General features: G+C 73.0%; 24 protein-coding genes. 15 read left to right on the forward strand and 9 right to left on the reverse strand.

All coding sequences use genetic code 11. The annotated features are described in order from the left end of the window. On the forward strand, positions 1–853 hold an 853-nt coding region (locus tag ACW0Q9_RS14390; RefSeq protein WP_456181461.1), incomplete at its 5' end, for a DUF559 domain-containing protein. A gap of 92 nt (positions 854–945) precedes the next feature. Here the strand turns inward: ACW0Q9_RS14390 and ACW0Q9_RS14395 are convergent. Genes ACW0Q9_RS14395 through ACW0Q9_RS14405 form a run of 3 tightly spaced genes read right to left on the reverse strand, consistent with a single transcriptional unit; the run spans position 946 to position 4,123 of the window. Next, positions 946–1,293 (reverse strand): DUF779 domain-containing protein, encoded by a 348-nt coding sequence (locus ACW0Q9_RS14395; protein WP_456181463.1) that lies wholly within the window; start codon positions 1,291–1,293, stop codon positions 946–948. Further along, positions 1,293–2,798 (reverse strand): aldehyde dehydrogenase, encoded by a 1,506-nt coding sequence (gene adh / locus ACW0Q9_RS14400; protein WP_456181465.1) that lies wholly within the window; start codon positions 2,796–2,798, stop codon positions 1,293–1,295. The genes ACW0Q9_RS14395 and adh overlap by 1 nt, the downstream gene beginning before the upstream one ends. Before the next feature lie 41 nt (positions 2,799–2,839). Beyond that, a complete protein-coding gene (locus ACW0Q9_RS14405) occupies positions 2,840–4,123 on the reverse strand; it encodes a GAF domain-containing protein (RefSeq protein WP_456181467.1) in 1,284 nt (427 codons plus the stop codon). Positions 4,124–4,398: 275 nt separating this feature from the next. Here ACW0Q9_RS14405 and ACW0Q9_RS14410 point away from each other — a divergent pair, with 275 nt between their 5' ends. From ACW0Q9_RS14410 to ACW0Q9_RS14435, 6 genes are all read left to right on the forward strand, one after another. Then, a complete protein-coding gene (locus ACW0Q9_RS14410; RefSeq protein WP_456181469.1) occupies positions 4,399–5,064 on the forward strand; it encodes a response regulator transcription factor in 666 nt (221 codons plus the stop codon). After that, on the forward strand, positions 5,061–6,113 hold the full coding sequence (locus tag ACW0Q9_RS14415; protein ID WP_456181471.1) for a sensor histidine kinase: 1,053 nt from the start codon (positions 5,061–5,063) through the stop codon (positions 6,111–6,113). The genes ACW0Q9_RS14410 and ACW0Q9_RS14415 overlap by 4 nt, the downstream gene beginning before the upstream one ends. A gap of 100 nt (positions 6,114–6,213) precedes the next feature. Beyond that, a complete protein-coding gene (locus ACW0Q9_RS14420) occupies positions 6,214–8,403 on the forward strand; it encodes a pyridoxal-phosphate dependent enzyme (protein WP_456181473.1) in 2,190 nt (729 codons plus the stop codon). After that, positions 8,400–9,518 (forward strand): D-alanine--D-alanine ligase family protein, encoded by a 1,119-nt coding sequence (locus tag ACW0Q9_RS14425; RefSeq protein WP_456181475.1) that lies wholly within the window; start codon positions 8,400–8,402, stop codon positions 9,516–9,518. Before ACW0Q9_RS14420 ends, ACW0Q9_RS14425 begins: the two co-directional genes overlap by 4 nt. Further along, positions 9,515–10,150 (forward strand): M15 family metallopeptidase, encoded by a 636-nt coding sequence (locus ACW0Q9_RS14430; RefSeq protein WP_456181477.1) that lies wholly within the window; start codon positions 9,515–9,517, stop codon positions 10,148–10,150. The genes ACW0Q9_RS14425 and ACW0Q9_RS14430 overlap by 4 nt, the downstream gene beginning before the upstream one ends. Positions 10,151–10,231: 81 nt before the next feature. Next, on the forward strand, positions 10,232–10,918 hold the full coding sequence (locus ACW0Q9_RS14435; protein ID WP_456181479.1) for a hypothetical protein: 687 nt from the start codon (positions 10,232–10,234) through the stop codon (positions 10,916–10,918). A gap of 47 nt (positions 10,919–10,965) precedes the next feature. Here ACW0Q9_RS14435 and ACW0Q9_RS14440 read toward each other — a convergent pair whose 3' ends face one another. Genes ACW0Q9_RS14440 through ACW0Q9_RS14450 form a run of 3 tightly spaced genes read right to left on the reverse strand, consistent with a single transcriptional unit; the run spans position 10,966 to position 13,270 of the window. Continuing rightward, a complete protein-coding gene (locus ACW0Q9_RS14440) occupies positions 10,966–11,955 on the reverse strand; it encodes a transporter (protein WP_456181481.1) in 990 nt (329 codons plus the stop codon). Next, the gene (locus tag ACW0Q9_RS14445) at positions 11,952–12,842 is read right to left on the reverse strand and encodes an ABC transporter ATP-binding protein (RefSeq protein WP_456181502.1); all 891 of its coding nucleotides are present in this window, start codon (positions 12,840–12,842) and stop codon (positions 11,952–11,954) included. The genes ACW0Q9_RS14440 and ACW0Q9_RS14445 overlap by 4 nt, the downstream gene beginning before the upstream one ends. Before the next feature lie 11 nt (positions 12,843–12,853). Then, entirely contained in the window at positions 12,854–13,270 is a 417-nt protein-coding gene (locus ACW0Q9_RS14450; protein ID WP_456181483.1) for a GntR family transcriptional regulator, read from the reverse strand. A gap of 104 nt (positions 13,271–13,374) precedes the next feature. Between ACW0Q9_RS14450 and ACW0Q9_RS14455 the strand changes: the two genes are divergently transcribed. Next, positions 13,375–13,812: a hypothetical protein gene (locus tag ACW0Q9_RS14455; protein WP_456181485.1), complete on the forward strand. Its 438-nt coding sequence runs from the start codon at positions 13,375–13,377 to the stop codon at positions 13,810–13,812. 81 nt (positions 13,813–13,893) lie between these two features. Here the strand turns inward: ACW0Q9_RS14455 and gabT are convergent, their stop codons facing one another. Then, entirely contained in the window at positions 13,894–15,165 is a 1,272-nt protein-coding gene (gene gabT, locus ACW0Q9_RS14460) for a 4-aminobutyrate--2-oxoglutarate transaminase (protein ID WP_456181487.1), read from the reverse strand. Between the two features lie 3 nt (positions 15,166–15,168). Next, on the reverse strand, positions 15,169–16,605 hold the full coding sequence (locus ACW0Q9_RS14465; RefSeq protein WP_456181488.1) for a gamma-aminobutyraldehyde dehydrogenase: 1,437 nt from the start codon (positions 16,603–16,605) through the stop codon (positions 15,169–15,171). 141 nt (positions 16,606–16,746) lie between these two features. Here ACW0Q9_RS14465 and ACW0Q9_RS14470 point away from each other — a divergent pair, with 141 nt between their 5' ends. Then, positions 16,747–18,186, forward strand: coding sequence for an aldehyde dehydrogenase family protein (locus tag ACW0Q9_RS14470; RefSeq protein ID WP_456181490.1), 1,440 nt, complete (start codon positions 16,747–16,749; stop codon positions 18,184–18,186). 6 nt (positions 18,187–18,192) lie between these two features. Here the strand turns inward: ACW0Q9_RS14470 and ACW0Q9_RS14475 are convergent, their stop codons facing one another. Beyond that, positions 18,193–19,425, reverse strand: coding sequence for an SUKH-3 domain-containing protein (locus ACW0Q9_RS14475; protein ID WP_456181492.1), 1,233 nt, complete (start codon positions 19,423–19,425; stop codon positions 18,193–18,195). A 78-nt stretch (positions 19,426–19,503) separates the two neighbouring features. Between ACW0Q9_RS14475 and ACW0Q9_RS14480 the strand changes: the two genes are divergently transcribed. The 6 genes from ACW0Q9_RS14480 (at position 19,504) to nfi (ending at position 26,000) form a co-directional block, all read left to right on the forward strand. Beyond that, positions 19,504–19,917, forward strand: coding sequence for a YbaB/EbfC family nucleoid-associated protein (locus ACW0Q9_RS14480; RefSeq protein ID WP_456181494.1), 414 nt, complete (start codon positions 19,504–19,506; stop codon positions 19,915–19,917). Between the two features lie 5 nt (positions 19,918–19,922). Then, a complete protein-coding gene (locus tag ACW0Q9_RS14485; protein ID WP_456181496.1) occupies positions 19,923–20,279 on the forward strand; it encodes a hypothetical protein in 357 nt (118 codons plus the stop codon). A 24-nt stretch (positions 20,280–20,303) separates the two neighbouring features. Then, positions 20,304–24,602, forward strand: coding sequence for a toxin glutamine deamidase domain-containing protein (locus ACW0Q9_RS14490; protein ID WP_456181504.1), 4,299 nt, complete (start codon positions 20,304–20,306; stop codon positions 24,600–24,602). After that, entirely contained in the window at positions 24,599–25,042 is a 444-nt protein-coding gene (locus ACW0Q9_RS14495; protein ID WP_456181498.1) for a hypothetical protein, read from the forward strand. The genes ACW0Q9_RS14490 and ACW0Q9_RS14495 overlap by 4 nt, the downstream gene beginning before the upstream one ends. A 107-nt stretch (positions 25,043–25,149) precedes the next feature. Next, positions 25,150–25,275 (forward strand): hypothetical protein, encoded by a 126-nt coding sequence (locus ACW0Q9_RS14500; RefSeq protein ID WP_456181500.1) that lies wholly within the window; start codon positions 25,150–25,152, stop codon positions 25,273–25,275. Next, positions 25,275–26,000 carry a deoxyribonuclease V gene (gene nfi, locus ACW0Q9_RS14505; protein WP_456181506.1) on the forward strand — a complete coding sequence of 242 codons (726 nt, stop codon included), beginning with the start codon at positions 25,275–25,277 and terminating at the stop codon, positions 25,998–26,000. The genes ACW0Q9_RS14500 and nfi overlap by 1 nt, the downstream gene beginning before the upstream one ends. Positions 26,001–26,207 lie beyond the last annotated feature (207 nt).

The following is a 26,207-nucleotide window of genomic DNA, read 5'->3' on the forward strand; positions in this document are numbered from 1 at the left end:
TCAGATGTGGAGAAGAGGCAGGTACGGGGAGATGCGCGCCGCGGGGGTAAGCCGTGGGGTGATCAGGCATCGAGTCGAGCAGGGGCGCTTGCGTCGGCTGTCGCGGGGCGTCTATGGGACGCAGGATGACTTCGGGAGTCATCTGCGGGCGATCTTTCGTCGGTTGCCCCCGAGTGCTCTGGTCGGTTTTCAGACCGGTGCGCAGCTCCACGGCTTCGGCGCGGTGTCGAGCGCTGAGGTGCATGTCATCGTGCCGGCTGGGTGCGTCGTACCGCGGATTCGGGGGGTCGTCGCCCACGAAGCCGCACTGCCCGTGCCCGGGCCGGTGGAGATCGCTGGCGTGCCCTGCGCCCCGGCCGCCCGTTGCGCCGTGGACCTGGCCCGAGTGCTCCGGCGGATGGACGCCATGCCGCTGCTCGACCTGTGCCTACGCTCCGGTGCCTGCGGCCCGGACGAGTTGCGTGCCGAAGCGGGGCGGCACGGCGGTCTCCGCGGTGTGTGCCAGGCCCGACAGTTGGTTGTCCTGGCCGATCCTCGGGCGGAATGCCGGCAGGAGAGTCAACTACGGCTGTTGCTGGTGGATGGTGGTCTGCCGGCTCCTGAACCACAGCTCTGGGTTGCGGACCGATACGGTGCACCGCGCTATCGGCTGGACCTCGGCTACCGGCAGCGCAAGATCGGCATCGAGTATGACGGCGTCTCGCACCTCGATCGCGACCGACTACGCCACGACCGCTCCCGCATGAACTGGCTGGCGGCGAACGGCTGGCGCATGCGCCACTTCACCGACGTGGACCTCTACCGCCGCCCGCGCCACGTCACGTCCACAATCGCCGCCCTCCTCCGCCCCTAATCCCTCGATCATGGAGTCGTGGCCGCCGACGTAAGCCTCATCTGCGGCATCTCGGGAACCACAACTCCATGATCGCCGGATTCGTTGGGGACTCAGCGGGCGAGGTGTGATCGGATGAGGAAGCGGACGCCCTCGGGGGCCTCCAGGGAGAAGCCGCTGCCCCGGCCGGGCACCACGTCGACCGTGAGCCGGGTGTGTTTCCACAGCTCCCACTGGGCGGTGGACATCCAGAACTCGACCGGCTCGGGCACGCCCTCGACCGCCAGCGAGGCGAGCAGCACGTCCGAGGCTCCGGTGCGGAACTCGCCGGCCGGGTAGCACATCGGGGCACTGCCGTCGCAGCAGCCGCCGGACTGGTGGAACATGATCGGGCCGTGGGCCGCCCGCAGCGACCGGATCAGGCCGGCCGCCGCGGGCGTCAGGGTGACCGGGTCACCCATCAGAAGAAGCCCAGCTTCTTGGGGGAGTAGCTGACCAGCAGGTTCTTGGTCTGCTGGTAGTGCTCCAGCATCATCTTGTGGTTCTCCCGGCCGATGCCGGACTGCTTGTAGCCGCCGAACGCGGCGTGCGCCGGGTAGGCGTGGTAGCAGTTGGTCCAGACCCGGCCGGCCTGGATCGCCCGCCCGGCCCGGTACGCGGTGTTGATGTCCCGGGTCCAGACGCCGGCGCCGAGGCCGTACAGGGTGTCGTTGGCGATCTTCACGGCGTCGTCCAGGTCGGCGAAGGAGGTCACCGAGACCACCGGGCCGAAGATCTCCTCCTGGAAGATCCGCATCGAGTTGTCACCCTCGAAGATGGTGGGCTGCACGTAGTACCCGCCGGAGAGCTCGCCGCCGAGGTCCGCGCGCTCACCGCCGGTCAGGACGCGAGCGCCCTCCTGCCGGCCGATGTCCAGGTAGGACATGATCTTCTCCAGCTGGTCGTTGGAGGCCTGCGCCCCGATCATGGTGTCGGTGTCCAGCGGGTGCCCCTGCCTGACCTGCTCGGTCCGGGCGACGGCGGCGGCCAGGAAGTCGGAGTAGTGGCCCTTCTGGATCAGCGCCCGGGACGGGCAGGTGCAGACCTCGCCCTGGTTGAGCGCGAACATGGTGAAGCCTTCGAGGGCCTTGTCCCGGAAGTCGTCGGAGGCGGCGCTGACGTCGTCGAAGAAGATGTTCGGGCTCTTGCCGCCCAGCTCCAGAGTGACGGGTTTGATGTTCTCGCTGGCGTACTGCATGATCAGCCGCCCGGTGGTGGTCTCGCCGGTGAACGCCACCTTCGCCACCCGGGGCGACGAGGCGAGCGGCTTGCCCGCCTCGACGCCGAAGCCGTTGACCACGTTGACCACGCCGGGCGGAAGCAGGTCGGCGACCAGCGAGAGCAGGTAGTGGATCGAGGCCGGGGTCTGCTCGGCCGGCTTGAGCACCACGGCGTTGCCGGCGGCGAGCGCCGGTGCGAGCTTCCAGACCGCCATGAGGATCGGGAAGTTCCACGGGATGATCTGCCCGACCACGCCGAGCGGCTCGTGGAAGTGGTACGCCACGGTGTCGTCGTCGATCTCGCCGAGCGAGCCCTCCTGGGCCCGGACCGCCCCGGCGAAGTAGCGGAAGTGGTCGATGGCGAGCGGGATGTCGGCGGCCAGGGTCTCGCGTACCGGCTTGCCGTTCTCCCAGGTCTCGGCGATGGCGAGGGATTCCAGGTTGTCCTGCATCCGGTCGGCGATCCGGTTGAGGATGAGCGACCGTTCGGCGACCGAGGTGCGGCCCCAGGCGTCCGCGGCGCCGTGCGCGGCGTCGAGGGCCTTCTCCACGTCCTCGGCGGTGCCCCGGGCCACCTCGCAGAAGGTCTGCCCGGTCACCGGGGTGGGGTTCTCGAAGTACCGGCCGCCCTGCGGCTTCACGTACTCGCCGCCGATGAAGTGGTCGTAGCGGGACTGCCAGTGGGTGGGGGCGTCGTAGCGCGTCATGGGTACCTCCGCCGTCCGTCAGGGGTGGATGGCGGAGGACGCTAGTTTCCGCGACGTTGCAGCAACGTTGCGCGCGGCAGGTCGTACTCCTCGGCGAGCTGGCGGGCCCGGGCCAGGGCGAGCGGCCGGCGCGGCGCGCCCGGCGGCAGGGCCCGCGCCAGGGCCTGCCAGGCGGTGAGGTCGTCGGCGCCGGCGGGCGTCGCGGTCCAGGCGGCGAGCAGCGCCGGGTCCGCGGCGGCCAGCACGGCCGCGCGGAGCTGCCCGTCGACAAGCCGGCGCAGTCGGGTCACTCCCGGTGCGTCCGACCCGGGCAGCAGGGGCCCGGGGTACGCCCGCAGCGCCCCGGCCGGGTCGCCGTGTTCCAGCAGTTCGGTGACGGTACGGAAGTCGGCGCGCACGGCGGGCCGCAGCCGGTACGGGCGGGAGTCGAGCAGTTCCTCGCCGAGCGCCCGGCGCAGCCGGGACAGTTCGGCGCGCAGGGTGACCGGGTGCAGCCGGTCGTCGCCGTAGAGGTCGAGGCCGAGCTGTTCGCCGGTGCGCCCCTCCGGGTGGTCGAGGAGCAGCACCAGCAGCTCGCTGTGCCGCCGGCCGAGCCGGATCCGCCGGCCGCCGACGCGCAGCTCCGCCTCGTCGCGGCCGAGGGCGGCGACGTGCAGCACGTCGGGTTCGGCGGGGGCGGCGCCGGCCAGGAACGCCTCGGCGGCCCGGGCGGTGGCCCGGACCAGGGCCAGGCTCTGCGGGGTGGCCAGGTGGTCCCCGCCGGTGATGTCGACGGCGCCGAGCAGCCGGCCGGTGACCGGGTCGTGGATCGGCGCGGCGGCACAGGTCCAGCGCTGCACCGGCCGGACGAAGTGCTCGGTGGCGAAGATCTGCACGCTGTGGTCGACGGCCAGGGCGGTGCCGGGCGCGTTGGTGCCGGCGTGCGCCTCGTCCCAGCGGGCGCCGGGCACGAAGTTCATCCGCTCGGCGTGCCGTAGCACCCCGGGATGCCCCTCCACCCAGAGCAACCGCCCGTCCGCGTCGCAGACCGCCATCAGGTGCGCGCCGTCCAGCGCGATGCCGCCGAGCAGGTCGCGGAAGAGCGGCAGCACGCGGGCCAGCGGGTGGGCGGCGCGGTAGCTCGCCAGCGCGTCGTCGGTGAGGTCGACCGGGGCGGTGGCCTCGGGGTCGAGCAGCGCGGACCGTTCCCAGGACCGGCGGACCACGTCGCGGACCCGGCCGGTGGTGGTGCCGGCGGTGAGGAACGCTTCGTGGGCGGCGCCGACCTGCGCGATCCGCTCCGCCGGATCGGCACCGAATTCGAGGGCGAGCCACGGGTCAGCCATCGGCGACCTCCTCGCGCCCATGGTGACCCAGCTCACCGCCGATCGCCAAGCCGCCCCGGAAAGTTCCGCCGAGGCGCTCCCGCTGATGGGGTGATCCGGCCCACTCGTCGACCGCGGCGGGGCCCGCCGGCCCGGACGAACGCCCCAGACAGCGCGGCAGGGCTCGGTGCCGGCCCGCGGACGTGGAGGATTGCTCCGGCGGCGCTTACGGAACCCTTATCTCCTGGCTGGGACCGTATGCGGGACGGCAGACGGAACACGGGGAGCGGACAGCGGTGCGGGTGTTGGTGGCGGACGACGAGCGGTTGCTGGCGGACATGGTCGCCGAGGGGCTGCGTCGGTTCTCGATGGCGGTCGACGTCTGCTACGACGGCGACGGCGCGCTGGAGCGGATCGGGGTCAACCGGTACGACGTGGCCGTGCTGGACCGGGACATGCCCGGCGCCACCGGCGACGAGGTGTGCCGCAGCCTCGCCGGCTCCGACGCCGGCACCCGGGTGCTGCTGCTCACCGCCGCCGCCGGGATCCGGGACCGGGTGGCCGGCCTCGGGCTGGGGGCCGACGACTACCTGACCAAGCCGTTCGCCTTCGCCGAGCTGGTGGCCCGGGTGCAGGCGCTGGGCCGGCGGTCCGCCCCGGCGGTGCCGCCGGTGCTGGAGCGGCACGGGGTGGTGCTCGACGTGGCCCGGCACACGGTCACCCGGGACGGGCGGCCCCTCGGCCTGAGCCCCAAGGAGTTCGCCGTCCTGCACGTGCTCATGCGTGCCGGGGGCGGCGTGGTCAGCGCCGAGGAACTGCTGGAACAGGCCTGGGACGAGTTCGCCGACCCGTTCACCAACGCGGTCCGGGTCACCGTGATGACGCTGCGCAAGAAGCTCGGCCAGCCGTCCGTCATCCACACCGTCCCGAAGGCCGGCTACCGGATCGGCGAGCCGGCGTGAGCCCTCGGCGCCGGATCCTGCTGGTCGGGGTGCTCGCCCTGCTCGGCGGCTACTGGCTGCCCGGCCTCGGCAAGCAGCTGCTCGCCGGGTTGTGGTGGCGGGCGCAGGCGTTCTGCGACCTGCAGACGGTCGGCGCGGTGTGCGAGCCCGCCCGCCCGCTCATCCCGGTGCTTCCCGGGCTGATCGAGTTGCTGGTCCTGCTGGCCGGTGTGCTCGCGGTCTGGGGCGCGGCCCGCTGGTGCCTGCGCCCGGTGCGCGACCTGGCCGACCCGATCGCCGACCTCGGGCCGCAGAACCTGGGCCACCGGATCCGCCGGGGCGGCCGCGACGAGCTGGCCCGGCTCGCCCGCGCCATCGACGACATGATGGACCGGGTCACGGCCGGCTACGAGGGGCAGCGGCGGTTCGCCGCCAACGCCTCGCACGAGCTGCGTACGCCGCTGGCGGTGCAGCGGATGCTGATCGAGGTCGGGATGGCCCAGTCGCTCACCGGTGAGCAGCTCGACCTGCTCACCGCCCAGCTGCTGGCCACCAACGAACGCAACGAGCGGCTCATCGAGGGCCTGCTCGCGCTCAGCGAGAGCGACCAGGGGCTGCGCTCCTCCACCCCGCAGCGCCTCGACGAGATCGTCACCACCGTGCTGGCCGCGTACCGGGACCGGGCGGCCGAGGCCGGGTTGACGGTGGAGACCCGGCTGGCGCCGCGGATCGTGCCGGGCGAGCGGGTGCTGCTGGAGCGCCTGGTCGGCAACCTCGTGGAGAACGGGATCAAGTACAACCGGCCGGGCGGCCGGCTCACCGTCACGGTCGGCGGGGACCCGGCGCTGACCGTCACCAACACCGGCCAGACCGTCCCGGGCGAGGCGGTCGCCGGTCTGTTCGAACCCTTCCGGCGCCTGGCCCGGGACCGGACCAACCAGGGCGGCGGGGCCGGGCTGGGCCTGGCCATCGCCCGCTCGATCACCCAGGCGCACGACGGGATCATCGCCGCCCGCCCCGGCGAGGACGGCGGCCTGCGGGTCGACGTCCAGCTACCCGCCGTGCGCTGACCCCACCTCTCAGGACCTTCGGGAGCCGCCGACGCGGCATCCCGCGATGCCACCTGCCCGAGAACGACCGACGGCGCGCCGCCGGAGAGAGGAGACCGCCGTGCCGACCCGTACCGATCAGGGCGCGCCGCCGGCCGGCCGGGTGGTCTGGGCCGACGTGGCCAAGGGCGGCTGCATCATCCTCGTGGTGCTCTGGCACGTCATCGTCAAGCACTACCTGCGGATCGACTGGCGGATCGACCTGCCCGTGCCGGGTGCCTGGGGGCTGCTCGGCGAGCAACTGCTCCCGCTGCGGATGCCGCTCTTCTTCACCCTCTCCGGGATCTTCGCGGCGAACGCCGTCGCCCGGCCCTGGCGGGTGGCCGGACGTCCGCGGATCGCCCGGAACCTTCACCTCTACGCGACCTGGCTGCTGATCCACACCGCCCTGCTGGCCCTCGTGCCGGACTTCCCGACCGACCGGGCCACCAGCCTCGGCGGCCTGCTGGCCCAGCTCACCGTCACGCCCTCCAACCTCTGGTACCTGTACGCGCTGGCGCTCTACTTCGCGCTGGCCAAGGCGCTGCGCCGGGTCCACCCGGCGGTGCTGCTCGCGGCGTCGGGCGCGCTCTCCGCCGTCGCGGCCACCGGCCTGCTGGACAGCCCGGGCAACCGGGGGCAGGTCTACCAGAACCTGGTGTTCTTCCTGGCCGGCGTGCACCTGCGGCCGTACCTGCGGCGCTGGGCCGCCGGCGCGTCCGCCCGCCGCCTCGCCGGGACCGGGACGGCGTACGCCGTCGCGCTGGCCGCCATGGCGCTGGCCGGGGCGGAAGGCTGGCCCGGCGTCCGGCTGCTGGTGTCGGTCGTCGCGGTGGCGTTCGGCATCACCGCGGCGGCCCGGGTGGCCCGGCTCCGGGCGGTCGGCGGGGCGCTCGCCCGGCTCGGCCGCCGGACGCTGCCGATCTACGTGATCCACATGCCGGTGCTGGCGCTGCTGCACCGCTTCCTGGCCGGCCCGGTCGCCGACCTGAACCGACCGGGGCGGGTGCTGCTGGTGGCCGGCTACCCGGTCCTGCTCACCGCGCTGGTGCTGGCGCTCAGCGTCGCCGTCCACCGCGGACTCGCGGCGGCCGGCGCGCGCTGGCTGTTCGACCTGCCGGGCCGCGCCGGCACCGACCACAACCGAGAAGGAGAGACCATGTCCCGCAACCACGCCCCGGTCCTGCCGGACCGGGCCCGCGTCGAGGAGGCCGCCTGGTGGCTGTCCGGCCGGGTGGTGCGTACCCCCGTGCTGAACTGCCCGGCGATCGACGAGCTGGCCGGTGCCCGGATCCTGCTCAAGGCGGAGAACCTCCAGGCCGGCGGCTCGTACAAGATGCGCGGCGCGATGCTGGCGGTGGGCCGGCTCGCCGCGGCCGGCCACACCGGGGTGGTCGCGCAGAGCACCGGCAACCACGCGGTGGCGGTGGCGCTGGCGGCCCGCCGGCACGGGCTGGCCGCGACCGTGGTGCTGCCGGTCGACGCCGCGCCGGTCAAGGTGGCCCGGGCGCGGGCCGCGGGGGCGCGGGTGGTCCTCGCCGGCAGCACCGTCGAGGAGCGGCTGGCGGCCGCCCGCCAACTCGCCGCCGCCGACGGTCACCCCCTGGTCGACGCGTACGACCACCCGGACGTGGTGGCCGGGCAGGGCAGCGCCAGCCTGGAGCTGATCGAGGAGGCGGAGCGCGCCGGCACCCCGCTGGACGCGCTGGTGGGGCCGGTGGGCGGGGGCGGCGGCGGGGCGGGCGCCTGCCTGGCCGCCGCCGGCACACCGATCGAGGGGTACGGCGTCGAGCCGGTCGGCTGCGACTCGCTGGCCCGCAGCCTCGCCGCCGGCCGGCCGACCCCGGTCGTCCCGGCGCCCACCATCGCCGACGGGCTGCGGCCGGGCTGCGTCGGCGACCTGCCGTTCGCGGTGGCGCGGGACGCCGTCCGGGGCGTCGTCCGGGTCGACGACGACGCGATCGCCGAGGCGTTCCGGCTGCTCCTGCTGGAGCTGAAGGTGCTCGTCGAGCCGTCCGGGGCGGCCGGGCTGGCCGGCGCGCTGCGGCTGACCGCCGGGCCGGACGGTCCCGACGGCGCGCTGCGGCTGGCGGCCGGGCCGGGCGGCCCCGACGGCGGGCTGCGGCCGGGCGAGCCCGACGGCGGGCGGCGGGGGCGGTACCGGACGGTCGGCGTGGTGCTGACCGGCGGCAATGTCGAGGCGGAACTGGTCGCCCGGTTGGCGGCCGGACCCGTCGCCGACCTGGCTCGGATGGAAGGGGTGGCGGCGTGAGCGCTGCGGTTCGGATCGGAGTTCTGTTCGGTGGCCCGTCGGCGGAGCACGAGGTCTCCTGCGCCTCCGGGCTCGGCGTGGCCCGGGCCCTGGTCGAGCGGGGCCACCAGGTGGTGGCGCTCGGGATCACCCGCGCCGGCGGGCTGCGGCTGGTGCCGGAGACGGTGCTGGCCGAGCACTGCGCCAGCGTGGGCGCCGGTCGGGCCATCGACGACCGGCTGCCGATGACCGGCCCGGCCGTGGAGCTGCGGGCCGGCGCGCGTGCCGGCACGGTGGCGGTCACCGCGGCCGACGCGCCCGGGACGGTGCACGCCGAGCTGGACGTGGTCTTCCCGGTGCTGCACGGGCCGTACGGCGAGGACGGCGTGATCCAGGGGCTGCTCGAATCGCTCGGGGTGCCGTACGTCGGGTGCGGCATCCTCGCCTCCGCCGTCGGGATGGACAAGGTGGCGATGAAGCGGGCGCTGCGGGCCGAGGGGGTGCCGACCACCCCGCACGTCTGGTTCGACGAGCCGACCTGGCGGGCCGCGGAGGACCCGGAGAAGCTGGTCGTCGGGCTGCGCCGGCCGCTGTTCGTCAAGCCGGCCCGGATGGGCTCCTCCATCGGGATCTCCCGGGTGGCCGAGGGTGACGACCTGGCGGCGGCGGTCGAGGAGGCGTTCCGGCACGACCACGTGGTGCTGGTCGAGCAGGGCGTGACCGGCCGGGAGCTGGAGTGCGGCGTGCTCGGCGGCTGGCGGCCGGAGGCGTCGGCGGTCGGCGAGGTCCGGGTCGCGGGCGGCTGGTTCGACTACCGGCAGAAGTACTTCGGCGACGCGGATCCGATGATCGTCCCGGCGCCGCTGCCCGACGAGGTCACCGAGCGGATCCGGGAGCTGTCCGTCCGGGCGTTCACGGCGATCGGCGGCTGGGGGCTGGCCCGGGTCGACTTCCTCTACGACGAGACGACCGGTGACCTGTTCGTCAACGAGCTGAACACCCTGCCCGGCTTCACCGCGCACTCGATGTACCCGAAGGTGTGGGCCGAGTCCGGCGTCGACTACCCCGAGGTGGTGGACCGGCTGGTCGCGCTCGCGTTCACGCGCCACGCGGCCCGGCCGGGTGGTGCGGCATGATCCTGCTGTCCGATCCCCGGGTCGCGGCGGTGTCCAGCCGGGACGACGGCGATCCGCTGGTCGACCTGCGGGACTTGTCCGAGCTGCGGTTGGACACCCGGGCCGCCGACCCCGCCGGGGCGTACGCCCGGGTGCGGCGCGGGGTCGCGGACCGGTTGCTGGCCGCGCAGCGGGCGCTGCCGGCCGGCCTGCGCCTGCTGGTCGTCGAGGGGTACCGGCCGTACCGGGCGCAGCTCGACATCTTCACCGGCTACCGGGACGAGTTGCGCCGGCGCTACCCGGACTGGTCGGCGGAGCGGCTGCACCGGGAGACCACGAAGTTCGTCTCGCCGGTCGAGGTGGCGCCGCACAGCACCGGCGGCGCGGTCGATCTCACCCTCTGTGACGCCGACGGGGTCGAGTTGGAGATGGGCACCGCCATCGACGCCACCCCCGAGGACAGCGCCGACGCCTGTTTCACGGCGGCCCGGCACATCCCGGTGAGCGCCTGGCGGAACCGGCAGGTCCTGGTGGCCGCGCTCAGCGGGGCCGGGCTGGTGAACTACCCGACCGAGTGGTGGCACTGGTCCTACGGCGACCGGTACTGGGCGCTGCTCACCGGAGCGCCGCACACCCGTTACGGTCCGTTGTGATCTGCCGTCCCGGCTGAACGGTCCGGCCCTCCCGTCCGTACCAGGCGTCGTACGAGACCACCGGACGACGGGAGAGACAACGTGAAGGTGCAGCGCAAGCACGTGCTGGCGGCGACCGTGGCACTGGCCGCCTCGGCGGTCGTCGCGGTGGGCACGGGGATGGGGTTCGCGGAGACCGCCCCGGCCGGGCAGTCGGCCTGTGCGGGGTCGGTGACCTTCTCGGCGGAGGGCGGGGCGCCGGCGGCGACCAGCGACCGGTTCCCGGTGGGCACCCGGCTGCGGGTGACCAACCTGGACAACGGGAAGGTGGCCACGGTGACGGTGGCCGGCCCGTCGGGCAGTTGCGTGCTGCTCAACGCGGCGGCCATGGACCTGGTGCGGGAGCCGGGCAAGAACGTGATCCGCCGCAACCTGGTCGAGCGCCTCGACGGCGGCGCCCCGGCGACCGGTGCGGCCCGGCCCGGCGGCGGTGCCCCGGCCGGCGAGGCCCGACCGGGCAACGCGCAGCCCGGCGGGGCCCCCGCCGTCAGCGTCTGCACCGGGGCGATCACCTTCTCCGCCGAGGGCGGGGCCCCGGCGGCCACCAGCGGGCAGTTCCCGGTGGGCACCCGGCTGCGGGTGACCAACCTGGACAACGGCAGGGCGGCGACCGTGACGGTCACCGGCCCGTCCGGGAGTTGCGTGCTGCTCAACGCGGCGGCCATGGACCTGATCCGGGAGCCGGGCAAGAACCTGGTCCGCCGCAACGTGGTGGAGCTGCTGCGCTGACCTGAGCCGGCAGGGTGGGTGGCGGCCCACCCACCCTGCCGGAAAGCTCAGGCGATCCGGCGGAGCCGGCGTACGGCGAGGTAGAGCAACAGGGCGGCGAGGGCCACGAAGATCCCGGTCTCGATCCACTGGAACAGCCAGAACCGGTCCGCCGGCTGGTACAGCTCCCAGTTGTAGGCGCCCGGCTGGACGCCGAGTTCCTCCCCGCATCGGTGGCCGTCCGGGCCCTTGCCGCCCGGCGGGCACATGATGCGGGTGTCGGCCGCCACCATCTTCCCGTCGGGGTTGCGCACCCCGCTGGCCAGGACCCAGTTGCCCCGAGGCTCCTGCAGCGGTTCGGCTCCCTCGATCGGGAAGGTGCGGGTGCGGGCGGCCTGGTAGTGGGGTCTGGCCAGGATCGCCACCGCCGCACGGACCCCGATGAACGCGGCCAGGGTGACGCCCATCGCGGGCAGCATCCGGCGCCAGAGGGTGCCGGCGAAGATGCCGAGCGCCACCGCGAAGAGGGTGTAGCCGATCGGGGCGATGCCCTGCAGGTCGAAGACGATGAAGCCGAGGCGGCCCTCGTGCGCGGCCTGGGTCAGCGGGCTGACCCACCAGGCCATGCCCAGTCCGTAGCCGATGGCCAGGGTCACCGTGACGACGACGACCAGGCCGAACTTCACCAGGGCCCACCGGGTCCGGCCGACGCCCTGCGTCCAGGCGAACCGGTGCGTGCCGTGCTCCACCTCCCGGGCCACCAGCGGGGCGCCCCAGAACAGGCCGACGAGCACCGGCAGGACGACGAGCAGGACCGCCACCAGGTTCAAGCTCTGGTACCGGTTGGTGAACTGGCGGAACGCCGACTCGCAGCCGTTCGCCGTGACCGGGTCGGGCTGCGAGCGCGCCAGCTGGCTGACGCAGTCCGGCAGCCCGAGCTCGGTGAAGCTGTGCCGCATCGACAGGCCGATCGGGAGCATCAGGGCCACCAGCGCGGCGAAGCCGAGGAGGGTGAAGAGCAGCTGCTTGCGGTGCTGCCGCCAGGCAAGCCAGATCATGCCGGCACCTCCCAGGCCGCGTGGCTCGTGGTCGTCTCGCCCTCGGCGAGGTACGCCAGCACGAGGTCTTCCAGCGTCACGTCGTGCACGGTCCACTCCGGAGCGAGGATGTCGCCGCTCGTGCGGACGAGCAGCGTCGACTGCCGGGCGGTGTGACTCGCCCGGACCACGGCGTCGACCCCGTCGATCGGTTCGCCGCCGTGCCGGGGCCCGACCAGCTGCCGGTGTGTGGCGACCAGGTCGTCGACCGCGCCCACCAGGTGCACCCGGGCGGCCTGCAGCACGACCAGGTAGTCGCAGACCCGTTCCAGGTCGGCCAGCAGGTGTGAGGAGAGCAGCACGGTGGTCTCGGACTCGGCGACGCTGCCCATCAGCGACTGCAGGAACTCCCGGCGGGCCAGTGGATCGAGGCTGGCGACCGGCTCGTCGAGGAGCAGCAGCCGGGGTCGCTTCGCGAGTGCGAGCGCCAGCGCGACCTGCGCCCGCTGGCCGCCGGACAGCTTGCCGACGGGCAGCTTCGGCGGGATGCCGAGCTGGGCCAGCCGGTTGCGGGCCAGTGCCCCGTCCCAGCGTTTGTTCATCCGGCGGCCCGCCTCCACCAGCTCGGCCGCGGTGAAGTCCCGGTAGAGCGGGGTGTCCTGGGCGACGAAGCCGATCTCGGGCAGCACCGACGGGTTGGCGTACGGCGCTTCGCCGAAGATCCGCACCGCGCCGGCGTCCGGCCGCAGCAGGCCGACCGCGAGGTGCAGCAGGGTGCTCTTGCCAGCACCGTTGGGGCCGACGAGGGCGGCGATCCGCCCGGCGGGCAGGCGCAGCGAGCAGTCCCGCAGCGCCCAGGTTCTTCCGTAGCGTTTGCCGAGCTGCTCGGCCTCCAGCGCGATCTCCATCAGCTGTTCTCTCATCCTGCTGAGGCGGGTTCGGCGCGCGACGACTCGGCGGCGAGCGCGGCCCGCATGGTGGTCTCGACCAGGGCGGTGACGTCTTCCGGGGTGAGCCCTGCGGCGCGGGCGCGGTGCAGCCAGCCGACCAGCTCCTCGCGGAGCTCGGCCTGATCGGCCAGTGACGAGCCGGCGACGGTGCTGCGGACGAAGGTGCCCACGCCGGGGCGGCCCTCGACCAGACCTTCGATCTCCAGCTCGCGGTACGCCTTCAGCACCGTGTTCGGGTTGATGGCCAGCGACTGCGCGACGTCGCGGACCTTCGGCAGCTGGTCGCCGGCCGTCAGCAGCCCCACCCGCAGGGCCTGTTTGACCTGCTGGATCAGCTGCACATAGGTGTTCACCTTGGACCGGCCGTCCAGAACGAACTCGATCACGCGACGCCCTTCTATTGTCCTACGACAGTAAGACTATAGGACAGGAATCGCCGTTGTGGGGTCCCTCGACGGGAGTGTCGGAGGCGGGGCCTAACGTGCCGGGCGTGGGCATCCGGACCGAATACTTCGCGGCCACTCCGCAGCGGGCGCGGGTTGCCGCCGCGACCGGGCCCTGCGACGAGCTGGATCCGTTGCGCTGCAAGAACGTCGAGCCGTTCGTGCTGGGCGGCGCGCTGTGGGAGGTGATCCGCGCCGGGCGGCTCGGGTCGCCGCGCGCCGGGCTGCACGCCGGCGGGGAGCGGGTCGACGGCCACGACGACGAGGGGCCGTACCTGATCCGGCTGGTGCCGGACTTCGTGGCCGAGCTGGCGGCGCTGCCGGACGAGCGCCTGCGGCCGGTCGCGGCCGAGTGGCGCACCGCCGAGGAGTGGCTGGGCTCGCCGGACACCGAGCTGCTCACCGAGCTGGTCACCGGGCTGCGCCGGGTGGCCCGGGCGGCGGGCGCGGAGGAACTCGACGGCTACTGCTGGATGTGCCTCTAGGCCGGAGAAGGGTGGAACACCACGGGCGGCACCTGGGGGGGGTCGACGCCCGTGGTGTCCCACGATCGGGGCTGACCTCGGTCAGCCGAAGGCGGCGTCCAGGATGTCCAGGCCGCGGGCCAGCTCGTCGTCGGAGATGACGAGCGGAGGCAGGAAGCGCAGCACGTTTCCGTAGGTGCCGCAGGTGAGGGTGAGCAGCCCGGCCGCGTGGCAGGCCGCCGAGACCGCCGCCGTGGCGGCCGGGTCCGGGGTCAGCGTGCCGGGCTGGACGATCTCCATGGCGAGCATCGCGCCACGGCCGCGCACCTCCGCGACGCGCGGATCGCGGGCGGCGATCGCGGACAGCCGCTCGGTCATGACCGTGCCGATCCGCCGGGCGGCGGCGGCCAGGTCCAGCTCGTGCATGGTCTCGATGGCCGCCAGGGCGGCCGCGCAGGCGATGGGGTTGCCGCCGTACGTCCCGCCGAGGCCGCCGACGTGCACCGCGTCCATCAGCTCGGCCCGTCCGGTGACCGCGGCGAGCGGCAGCCCGCCGGCGATGCCCTTGGCCAGGGTGACCAGGTCCGGCTCGACACCCTCGTGCTGGCAGGCGAACCAGTCGCCGGTCCGGCAGAACCCGGTCTGGATCTCGTCGGCGACGAACACCACCCCGGCCGCGGTCGCCCACTCACGCAGCGCCGGCAGGAACCCCTCGGCCGGCACCACGAAACCGCCCTCGCCCTGGATCGGCTCGATCAGCAGCGCCGCCACGTTCTCCGCGCCGACCTGCTTCTCCACCATCTCGATCGCCCGCGCCGCGGCGGTCGCCCCGTCGAGGCCGCCGTCGCGCAGCGGGTAGGACATCGGCACCCGGTAGACCTCTCCGGCGAACGGCCCGAACCGGTGCTTGTACGGCATGTTCTTCGCGGTCAGCGCCATGGTCAGGTTGGTCCGGCCGTGGTACGCGTGGTCGAAGACCACCAGGGCCGGCCGCCCGGTGGCGTGCCGAGCGATCTTCACGGCGTTCTCCACCGCCTCGGCGCCCGAGTTGAACAGCGCCGAGCGCTTCTCGAAGTCGCCGGGGGTCAGCGCGTTGAGCTGCTCGCAGACCGCCACGTACGACTCGTAGGGCGCGACCATGAAGCAGGTGTGGGTGAAGCGCTCGACCTGCGCGCGCACCGCCTCGACCACCCTCGGCGCGGAGTTGCCCACGTTGGCGACCGCGATGCCGGCCGCGAAGTCGATCCACTCCCGCCCTTCGACGTCGGTGATCGTCCCGCCGCCCGCGCGGTCTACGTAGGAGGTGATCGTGCTGCCGACGCCCCGGGCGACGGCCGCCCCGCGGCGCTTGTGCAGTTCCTCGCTCGACGCCATGGCTCAGCCCTCGATGTTGTGCATGACGTGCTTGATCCGGGTGTAGTCCTCCAGGCTGTAGACCGAGAGGTCCTTGCCGTGCCCGGAGTGCTTGAAGCCGCCGTGCGGCATCTCCGAGACGAACGGGATGTGCGTGTTGACCCACACGCAGCCGAAGTCCAGCCGGCGGGTCATCCGCATGGCCCGGCCGTGGTCCTTCGTCCACACCGACGCGGAGAGGCCGTAGTCCACGCCGTTGGCCCAGCGCACCGCCTCGTCCTCGTCGGAGAAACGCTGCACGGTGATGACCGGGCCGAACACCTCGTCCTGGATGATCTCGTCGGCCTGCCGGACGCCAGAGACCACCGTCGGGGCGTAGAAGTAGCCACGGTCGCCGACCTGCGAGCCGCCGGTGTCGACCTTCGCGTGGTCCGGCAGCCGGTCCACGAAGCCCCGCACCCGGGCGAGCTGGTTGGCGTTGTTCAGCGGGCCGTAGAGCACGTCCTCGTCGTCCGGCGCGCCGGTCTTCGTGTTGCGGGCCTGCTCGGCGAGGGCGGCCACGAAGTCGTCGTGGATGCCCGGGCCGGCGAGCACCCGGGTGGCGGCGGTGCAGTCCTGGCCGGCGTTGAAGTAGCCGCCCACCGCGATCGCCTCGGCCGCCGCCTCGATGTCGGCGTCGTCGAAGATCACGACGGGGGCCTTGCCGCCCAGCTCCAGGTGGGTCCGCTTGAGGTCCGGCGCGGCCGCGGAGGCCACCTCCATGCCTGCGCGGGTCGAGCCCGTGATGGACACCAGCTGCGGGGTCGGGTGGGCGACGAGGGCGCGACCGGTGTCCCGGTTACCGCAGACGACGTTGAACACGCCCGGCGGGAAGAACTCCGAGGCGATCTCGGCCAGCAGCAACGTCGACACCGGCGTGGTGTCGGAGGGCTTCAGGACCACCGTGTTGCCGGCCGCCAGGGCCGGGGCGATCTTCCAGACCGCCATCATGAGCGGGTAGTTCCAGGGCGTCACCTGGGCGCAGACGCCGATCGGCTCGCGCCGCACGTACGAGGTGTGCCCGGCCATGTACTCGCCGGCCGACCGCCCCTCCAGCAGCCGGGCGGCGCCGGCGAAGAACCGGAACTGGTCCACCGCCGGCGGCAGCTCCTCGTCTGCGGTGAGCTGCCGGGGCTTGCCGGTGTTGCGGACCTCGGCGTCGACAAGCTCGGCCGCCCGGGCCTCCACCGCGTCGGCGAGCTTGAGCAGTGCCTTCTGCCGCTCGCCCGGGGTGGCGTCCCGCCAGGTCTCGAACGCGGCGGAGGCCGCCTTCATCGCCGCGTCCACGTCCGCCGCCCCGGAGACCGGCGCCTGGGCGAAGACCTCGCCGGTGCACGGGTCGATCAGGTCGGCGTACCCGCCGTCCACCGGGTCGACGTAGTCGCCGTTGACGAAGTTGCGCAGCTGCTGCTGATCGCTCATCAGAAGTCTCCGAGGGGTGGCCGGGGGGAAGGTCAGCGGAGGTTATCGCAATCTGACTGCCATCTTGGCTACTGAATCCGAGGCAGACAAGGGTTTGGGCAACTGTTTCCGCGCGGGCTTAGGTGGTCTACGCTGCCGAGCGTGGAGCCGAGAGCCTTCTATGTCGCCGGCCACCCCGCCCACGGCGAGGGTGAGCTGACCGTCACCCACCCGTACGACGGCCGGACGGTGGGGCGTACCACCCTCGCCACGCCCGACCAGGTCGAAGCCGCCGTCGCGGCAGCCGCCGAGGTGGCCGCAGCAGCCGCGGCCCTGCCCGCGCACGCCCGCGCAGCCGCCCTCGACCACGTCTCCCGCCGGCTGGCCGAACGGGCCGACGAGGTCGCCGCGCTCATCACCTCCGAGAACGGCAAGCCGGTGAAGTGGGCGAAGGCCGAGGTGGGCCGCGCGGTCTCCACCTTCCGCTGGGCCGCCGAGGAGGCCCGGCGCTTCTCCGGTGAGCTGCAACGCCTCGACACCGACCCGGCGGCCACCGGCCGGATCGCGCTGGTCCGGCGGGTGCCCCGAGGTCCCGTCCTGGGGATCGCGCCGTTCAACTTCCCGCTGAACCTGGTCGCGCACAAGGTCGCCCCGGCCATCGCCGTCGGCGCGCCCATCGTGGTCAAGCCGGCCCCGGCCACCCCGCTCTCCGCGCTGCTGCTCGGCGAGATCCTGGCCGAGACCGACCTGCCCGAGGGGATGTTCTCGGTGCTGCCGCTGCCCAACGAGCGCGCCGCCGAACTGGTCGCCGACCCCCGGCTGCCGGTGGTGTCGTTCACCGGCTCCGGGCCGGTCGGCGCGGCCATCCGCCGGGCCGCCCCGGACAAGCACGTCACCCTGGAACTCGGCGGCAACGCGGCGGCGGTGATCTGCGAGGACTGGTCGTCGGACGGTGACCTGACCTTCGCCGCGCACCGGATCGCCACTTTCTCCAACTACCAGGCCGGGCAGTCCTGCATCGCGGTGCAACGGGTCTACGTGCACGAATGGCTCTACGACGGCTTCCTGCCCCGGCTCATCGCGGCCGTCGAGGAGTTGCGCACCGGCGACCCGGCCTCCGAGCTGACCGACGTGGGGCCGCTGGTCTCCGTCGAGGCGGCGGAACGCGTCGAGGCGTGGGTCGACGAGGCGGTCGCCGCCGGGGCCACCATCGAGGTCGGCGGGCGGCGGGACGGCGCCACCTACCCGCCGACCGTGCTCAGCGGGGTGCCGTCGTCGGCCAAGGTCTGCACCGAGGAGGTGTTCGGGCCGGTGCTGGTGGTCGCCCCCGTCACCGACGCCCCGGCCGCGTTCGCCGCGGTCAACGACTCCGCGTACGGGTTGCAGGCCGGCGTGTTCACCCACAACCTGCAGACCGCCTTCCTCGCGGCCCGGACGCTGGAGGTCGGCGGGGTGATCGTCGGGGACGTGCCGTCCTACCGGGCCGACCAGATGCCGTACGGCGGGGTGAAGGGCTCGGGCGTGGGGCGGGAAGGGCTGCGCAGCGCCATGGACGACTACACCGAGCCGCGCGTCATGGTGCTGACCGGGGTGAAGCTGTAGCGCCGCTCACCAGGTGCCGTCGTCGCGGACGCGGGCGGGGGCGCGGCCGAGCAGCAGGGTCGTGAGGGCGGCGTCGATGTCGGCACCCAGGAACCACTCGCCGGCCTGATCGAGCGCGAAGATCCGGCCCTGCTCGTCGACGGCGATGATGGTCTCCTGGCGCTCGGAGCCCAGCGGGAAGAGCCGGACTCCCAGAACGGCGCCGAAATCCGCGAGGGTGTCGGCGGTGTGGGCGCCGCGCAGCGGATTCGTGGTGAATCGGCTGATCCACACGTCCTGACCTGGGCCCCGCCTGCGGCTGAGGAGTGCGGGAAAGGCGGTGAGCGCCTGTTCGGCGGCTGGGAACTCCTCGTGCCGATGGCGCCGTCCGGCGATCTCGCGCGTTTCGGCGATCGCGCCCATCGCGAGTGCCTCGTTGAACATGCTGATCTGCCAGCCCGCGTCCATGAGTGCGTGCGCGACCACATCCGGGAATCGGCTGGGCTGGACGACCTGCCGCGGCTCCGGACGCCACTCTTCGGTGTAGGCAAGGTCGGACCATGGGAGCGCGTTGAAGCGCACCAGGAAGTTGATGCAGGAGTCGCAGGGAAGCTCCGCCGGCCCACCTGCGGGATCTCCTGGTTCCCGGATCCGGAAGACCTCCAACCGCGCGGTGCCGAGGAGCGTCCGGACCTCCTCGAACGTCAGCGGCGGATGGTTCTCGACGGCGCGCCGGTGGTCCTCGTCGTGCAGCACGTCGGAGACGACGATCATTTCGGCGTGCCGCTCGCCGCCCCGAACCAGGTGACCGGGAGGCAGCTCGTCCAGATAGGACCGGACCAGCGGATGGTGGTGCAGCTCGACGTCGCCCTTGGCGCCCTGTGCGACGTGCAGGCGACCGTCGAGGGTGAGGTGCGCCGCGGCGCCGGGCGTGGGTAGCCGGGTGAGTTCCCGCAGCAGTTGGCCGGCGGGGTCGACGGTGCGCGGCGCGCGGGGCGCGGCCGGCCGGCCCTGCCGGAACAGTTCCTCGACGGCGGCCGTCGGCACCCGCGGCCAGGTCGACACCTCGCCGGTCTCCTTGTCGATGACCGTGGTCGGCAGGTCGCCGGGGAGGGCGCGGGCATCGGGGGACACAGTGGACGTGACCAGGTAGCCCAGCTCGAACTCCTCGACCACCGGAGCGCAGGGAAATCCCAGGCGCTCGGAGTCCCGCCGAGCCCAGACGGCGGCGAGTTGCTCGGCCTGCTGTCGTTCGATCACAGGCTGAAGTTACCGGACCCCACGGATTCCGTGGCGCCCGGTATGGTCGGCCCTACTGACGGTGACGGGAGGGTGGCGGTGGCTGAGAGCGCGGACCGGGACGCGAACCGCGCGCTGCGTGCGCGGTTCGACGAGGTGTACGGCCAGTACCAGCGACTTCGGTCCGGTTTGGACGAACTGCAGACCAGGCTCGCGGAGCTGCGGGTGACCGAGCGCTCCGACGACGGCCAGGTGACTGCCGTCGTCGGTGCCCGCGGCGAGCTGATCAGCGTCGAGGTGGCTCCCTCGGTGTTCCACGACCGGGACGCCAGGGCCCTGAGCCGGAAGATCACCGACACCATGCTGCGAGCCTCCCGCGCCGCCGTCACCGCCACCCGCGAGCTCGTCGCCGGCTACCTGCCGCCGGGCTCACCGTCGATGGAGTTCCTGCGTACGCACGACTTCGGCGCCCTGTTGGGCCGGGCGGACGCCGTCCTGTCGCGCGGAGAGTGACGGCGGTGGCCGACGGACAGATCTGGCTGGACCCGGAGCGGGCGCGGCGCGGCGGCGCCGACCTGGCCCTGGCCGGCGAGGCGGTCACCACCTCCCGACGAGAGGCGGGCGACCCGATCGCGGCGGCGAGCGCCCAGCGGCCGTGGGGGCGGGACGACATCGGCGCCGCCTTCGACAAGCACTACCAGGGCTACGCGGAGACCCTGCTGCGGGCCTGGGAGATCCTCGGCCGCTCGCTCGAAGGGCTGGGCACCGATGTGGTGCGTTCCGTCGTCGCCACCGTGGAGACCGACCTGACAAACGCCCGCCAGCTCGACGAGATCCCGCACCAGCAGCACAACCCGCACCGGCCCTGGCGCTGACCACCGGAGGATCCGCGCGTGAGCATGCTGCCCAGCCCGATCCCACATCCGCTCGACTACTGCCCATGGGACGTGCCCGGGTGGATCTACGAGGCGCTGGACTGGGTCGTCGGCGTCGAGTGGCCGGAGGGCGACGAGCGCGCCGTCTGGGACCTGGCCGACCAGTGGTACGGCGTCGCCGACGTCCTGGCCGGCCCGCAGAACGACGCCACCACCGCGGCCGGCGAGGTCCGCAGCGGCTACGGCGGCGTCGGGCTGGTGGCCCAGGCGTTCGACGTCGCCTGGGGCAAGGTCGCCGAGGGCGAGGATGCGCCGCTGCACGTCCTGGTCGCGGCCACCGGCGAACTGGGCAGGCTCGTCGACTCGTGCGGCTGCGACATCGAGGGCGCCAAGCTGGAGGCCTGGATCGAGCTGGGCATCCTGGTCGTGGAGCTGCTCTCGCTCGCGGTGGCCACCGTGCTCACCATGGGCGCGGCCTCACCGGCGGCCGCCGCCGCGATCACGGCCAGCCGGGTCGCCGTGCAGCAGATCTTCAAGCGGCTGGTGGCCCAGTTGGCCCGCAAGGCCGTCAAGGAGGGGCTGAAGGAGGCCGGCGAACGAGCCGCCAAGGAGGTTGTCAAGAGCGGCGCCCGCGGGCTCGGCCGCCGGGCCGTGCTCGCCGGACTGGTCGAGGCGGGGCAGGAGGCGGGCACCAGCCTGGCGACCCAGGCGTACCAGAACTCCACCGGCCGCCGGGACGGCCTGGACCTGACCGACGTAGGCACGTCGGGGCTCGGGGGCTTCGCCGGCGGCGCGGCGGCGCCGCTGGCCGGCCTCGGGCGGCACGCGCACGGGCGGTTCGCGCAGGTCGGTGAGCGCTTCGGGCGGGAAATGGCCGGCGAGACCCTGGCCGAGAGCGCGGCGGGGCTCACCACCGGCCAGGATCTGTCGCTGGAGGACCTGGCCCGGGCGGCGGCCTCCGGCGCCAGCGGCTCCGCCACGGGGCAGGCCGACAGTGCTTTGCGCCACCGGCTCGACGAGAAGCTGGCCGGTCTTCCCACAGAGCCGGTGGACCTGGGGCTCCCGCGATCCGACGTAGCCGCCGGCGTCATCCCAGCTCAGCGCATGCCCGACCCGGCCGAGCAGGTCGGGGGTCCCGCCACCGGACCGCTGCTTCACCCCGGCCCTGCGGACCCACGCTCGGCGTTGAGCCTCTCGTCATCGCTCGCTGGCGACGGGCAGGCTCCGGCGCGCCTGGCGTCCGTCGAGGTGGAGCATGCGGCGGCGGAGGGCGGTGCTCCGCCGCTTCACCCGCTGGACGCCGAGGTGACGACGAGCCCTCCGCGCACGGAGTTGACGACCAGCGCAGCGCGGGCGGACGCCACGGCAAGCCCGACGCTCTCGTCCGTGACCGTCGAGGCGCCGGTTGCGGGTGCCTCCGTTCCCGAGACCGCAGAGCTGAAGTCCGGTCCGGTCAAGGCACCCATGCCGCCCGACGTCGGTGCGTCGAACCAGATGGCGTCGGTGCAGGCGGCGGCCGCGCCGACCGTGGTCGGCCCGCCTGCGACCCTTGCCCCACAGTCGCCGGGGCCGGTGTCGGTGCCACCGAACCACACGCCGTCGGGCACCGCGACCGGACAGGCCGGGTCGCTGGCCGCGCCGCGAGCGCGTCCGCACACCGTGCCGGCCGCCGGTCCGGGGGCACCGGTCAACGGCCCGGATTCCGGGCCCGCTCCGAATCCCCGATTTCCGCTGCTGCAAGCGCTGAACCCGCAGCGCGCGGCGTCGGCGCCCCCCGGCCCCTTCGATCCTTTGCCGCCTCGTGGCATGACGTCTCGGGAACGGGCCGCGCGACTCGCAGCCGACCGGGAGGCCCTTGACCGACGCCGCTACCAGGGCTACCTCCAATCGCAGCGGAAGCTGTACGAGGAGAACCGACGGCAGGCCCAGACAAGGGAGCTGCGCGACGTTGCTGAGCAGCACTATGAGGCCGCGCGCTGGCTTCTCAAGCGGGCGCACGAGCTGCGCGAGGCGGGGCGGCAGCACCTCGCCGACCAGCACGTGCGCGAGGGCCGGCTGAGGGAGCGCCTCCACTATCGAGCCGTCGACGCGGCGGAGGCAGTGCGCGCCGGCGAGTTGCTGCCCGCCGACGTGATGGTCGAGGACGACCTCGACTTCTACCGGATCAACGACGACGTCGCCGACCTCGCGCCGGGCGCCGTGGAGACGGCGGACCACTCGGCGCTCACCGGTCACGGCCACCCACCGCCGATCGACCGCTCGCGCCGGTACGGCGTACGGGGCGGACTCCGGCCACCGCTCGCGCTGCACCAGACGGACCTGGAGCGGCAGATGCCGCGCAACCCCGACGGCAGCGTCGTGCGGACCGCCGATCCCCGCCGGGGCGGCTGGTTCCGGCTGGCGAACGACGGTGGACCCGCCGCGGACGCCACCCGGGGCATCAACTGCCTGGACTGCACCTTGTCTCTCTTCGAGACTTGGATGCACGGGCGGCCCCGGGTCTCCGCGCCGCGTACCTTCGACGGCTACCTGCTGGGAGACGTCCACCGGCCGGTGGACGGCGAGGCGGACGGGCCTCGCCGGGTCGAGGAGACCACGGGCGGCCGGTTCCAGAACCTGTGCGCGGCTGCCCTGCCGGGCGCCCCCGATCACGAGATGCGCGAGGTGATCGAGGACGGCTACCGCGACCTGCACACGCAGCTGGCGGCGGGGGGCCACGGCAGCTACGCCTTCCTCATCACCAGCATGCAGGGCGGCGGCTCACACGCGTGGGTGGCGCTGAACCAGCACGGCACGGTGCTGTACCTCGACCCGCAGATGGGCCGGGTGAGCAAGCATCCGCTCTACCCCCACAGCGGTGTCCCGAGTCCCCACAACACCGTTGGTATCGACGCGCTGGTGCTCGGCCCCGACGGTCACCCGATGCCGCTCGCCGGCCGGCCGCCGGGTGACTACAACGTCCTGCCCGATCCGGTGGAACGACCGGCGCCGCCCCGGCCGCTCGATCCGCCGCCGCCACCCGACGACGGGGATGCTCCGGACTTCAACCACGTCCACCTTCTCGGCGAATCCACCACCTTCCACCGGCCGGACGGCACCTCGTTCCCCGGCAGCGCGCCGGACGCCGAGCCGGAGGCGGTCCAGCTGCGGAACGCGCACCGCGACGCGCACGCCGAGCGCATCGCCGCCGGGTTGTACGTCCGGGACGCGCTGGCCGCGAGCGGCAGCCTGGACGAGGTCTTCGCCGCCGGGGTGACGCCGGTCGAGCTGGCGCAACACGCCGACGGGCCGACGCTGCAACGGCTGGTCCCCGAGTTGGATGCGGCGGCGGCCGGCGACCTGACGCGGCTGCTCGCCGACCCGCGCGTCAGGCAGATGCTCGACCAGACGTGGGAGGCGCCGCCGCGACGCGAGGAGTTGCTTGCCGAGACCCTGGTACGGCAGCTCGCTCAGCGCCCCGACCTGGTCCGCATGATCCTGTCGACCCCGGAACTCGCCAACTCCCTGATCGCCCGCCCGGTGACCCTCCACCACCTGGCCAGCCACCAAGAGGCGATTGACGTGCTGCGCGGAGTCCTGGTTGACATTGCCGCACAAGGGCCCAGGGCTGTCATCATGCCGGAGCCGGCGGAGCCGATACCGACACCCGTCAGCGAGCAGCAACGCCAAATCACCGCTGCGATCGCTTCCCGTGGGCAATCGAAGGTTCAGCTGGGATTCGACAACTCTCGGCGTGATGACGAGACCTATCGGCTCACGTACGTCGACCAGCTCTATGTCGACGCGGCTGTGGCGCAACGGGAACTCAACGAACTCGCCATCGCCGTCGCCGGAGACCATGGGCAGCCCGGCTGGAGAACGGAGCCCAAGAGCAGGGAACGGGTGCTGGACAAGCTGGTGGAGTACGAAAACGACGCATCCCAGCTCAAGGATCTGGCTGGTGCCAAGGTGCAGTTCCACAGACTCGATGACATCTATCGTGCCCTGTCGCGACTAGCTGCCGATCCGGAGGTAGTGATCCTCCACATCAAGGACCGATTCCTCAACCCACAGCAGAGTGGGTATCGCGACGTGCTGTTGAACCTCCGCATGTCGAACGGTCACGTTGCGGAGCTTCGGCTGCAGTTGGCTTCGCTCGACGACGTTGCGGAATGGGAGCATGCCCTGTACGAGATCCGGCGCGATCTTGAAGTGATGTCCGAGTCTGGCGGCCGACCATTTACGGAAGGTGAGCGAGCCATCCGGGACGGGCTGTTACGTCGAGCACAGGACATCTACTGGCAAGCACTGAATGAGACGCTCGGGGAGGCACCACCACGATGAGCCAGAGAAGAGGTTTGGTCCTGCCCAAATTCTTCAACTACTACGAGTCCCCCCTGAAACTGGTCGAGACTACCGACGGGGGCGTTGCCGGATGGCGGTTGTCCAAGGACACAGGTGGCTGGCGCGCTGCGAACAACCTGATCGACAAGGTGCTCTTCGTTGGCGGCGACGAGGTAAACCAGATATCGCGCGAGGAGTTCGTCCAGCTCACAGAACATGACCGTGGCCTCCACCTCCGCGGTGAAGGACCCGTCTTTGCTCTCTACGAGACTGTGAGGGCCATCGAGGAGACCTTGGGCCGTGAGCGACGGTATCCGACGCTTGAGGAGCAGGCGCTGATCCGGGGAATTCGGCGGCGGACGTTCGTGATGTTCGAGGAGCAGCTTCAGCAGGCCGGCGATCCGGGCGCCGACCCCACCATCGCCACCGCCGCTTCCTGACCCCGCCCCGAAATGCTGCACAACGGTCACGCGCACCTGCTGCCCGAGCTGATCGAGGCGCCGCGTCGGCCAATGACGTGGACCGGGCCGCTGGCTACGGTGACGCGATGACAGGTACGCCACGGCAGGCCGCCACCCGGTCCGCGAGCCTCCTGGCTGGCGGCTCGAACCGTGGCCAGGGCGCCGGTCCGGCCGGCAACCACCTCGCCGAGCCGTACGACGGCCCGCTGTGATGCGCGGGGGAGTGCCGTACCGGCCGCCGGCGGACGTGGCGGCGGCGCTGCGCATCCAGGAGGAGTTGCGGTCCCAGGTCGATCTGGTCGGGCCGGGACCGACCGCACCCGCGACGGTGGCCGGGCTGGACGTCGCCTACGCGGAGAGTGGTGACCGGCTCGCGGCGGCCGTCACGGTGCTGGACGCGGCCACCCTCGCCGTGGTGGACGAGGCGGTCAGCGTGGGGCGGCCGGCGTTCGACTACGTGCCGGGGCTGTTCGCCTTCCGTGAGCTGCCGGCGTTGCTGGCGGCCCTGGAGCGGTTGACCGTCCGGCCCGACCTGCTGGTCTGCGACGGGCACGGGCTGGCGCACCCGCGCCGGTTCGGGCTGGCCTGTCATCTCGGGCTGGTGACCGGGCTGCCGGCGATCGGGGTGGGGAAGACGCCGCTGGTGGGGGTCTGGGACGAGCCGGCGGCGGAGCGGGGCGCCTGGACGCCGCTGCGCGACGGCGGTGAGGTGGTGGGCCGCGTGCTGCGGACCCGGGACGGGGTGAAGCCGGTCTTCGTCAGCGTCGGGCACCGGATGAGTCTGGACAACGCGGTCGAGCGGGTGCTGGCCTTGACGCCCCGTTACCGGCTGCCGGAGACCACCCGCACGGCCGACCGGCTTTGCCGTCGGGCCCTCGCCGCCGACCACACAGCCGCCGCACCGGTCGACAACGGCGATCCGGCCGGGAATGCATGACGGCCAGCTGCCGCACCGCGCTGGCGCCGATCCTGTCAGCGGTCGGTGTACGCCGAATGAATCTTGGACTGTTGCCGTTCGTAGCGAACGGTAAGTGTCCAAGATCTCCCACTGCGTGACCGACCAGCCGCCGCCGGCCAGCCGCCGCCGGCCAGCCGCCGCGCCGGCCAGCCGCCGCGCCGCGTGCCGCCTCACCGACATCTCCAC

It is taken from the genome of Micromonospora sp. I033, from assembly GCF_053890995.1.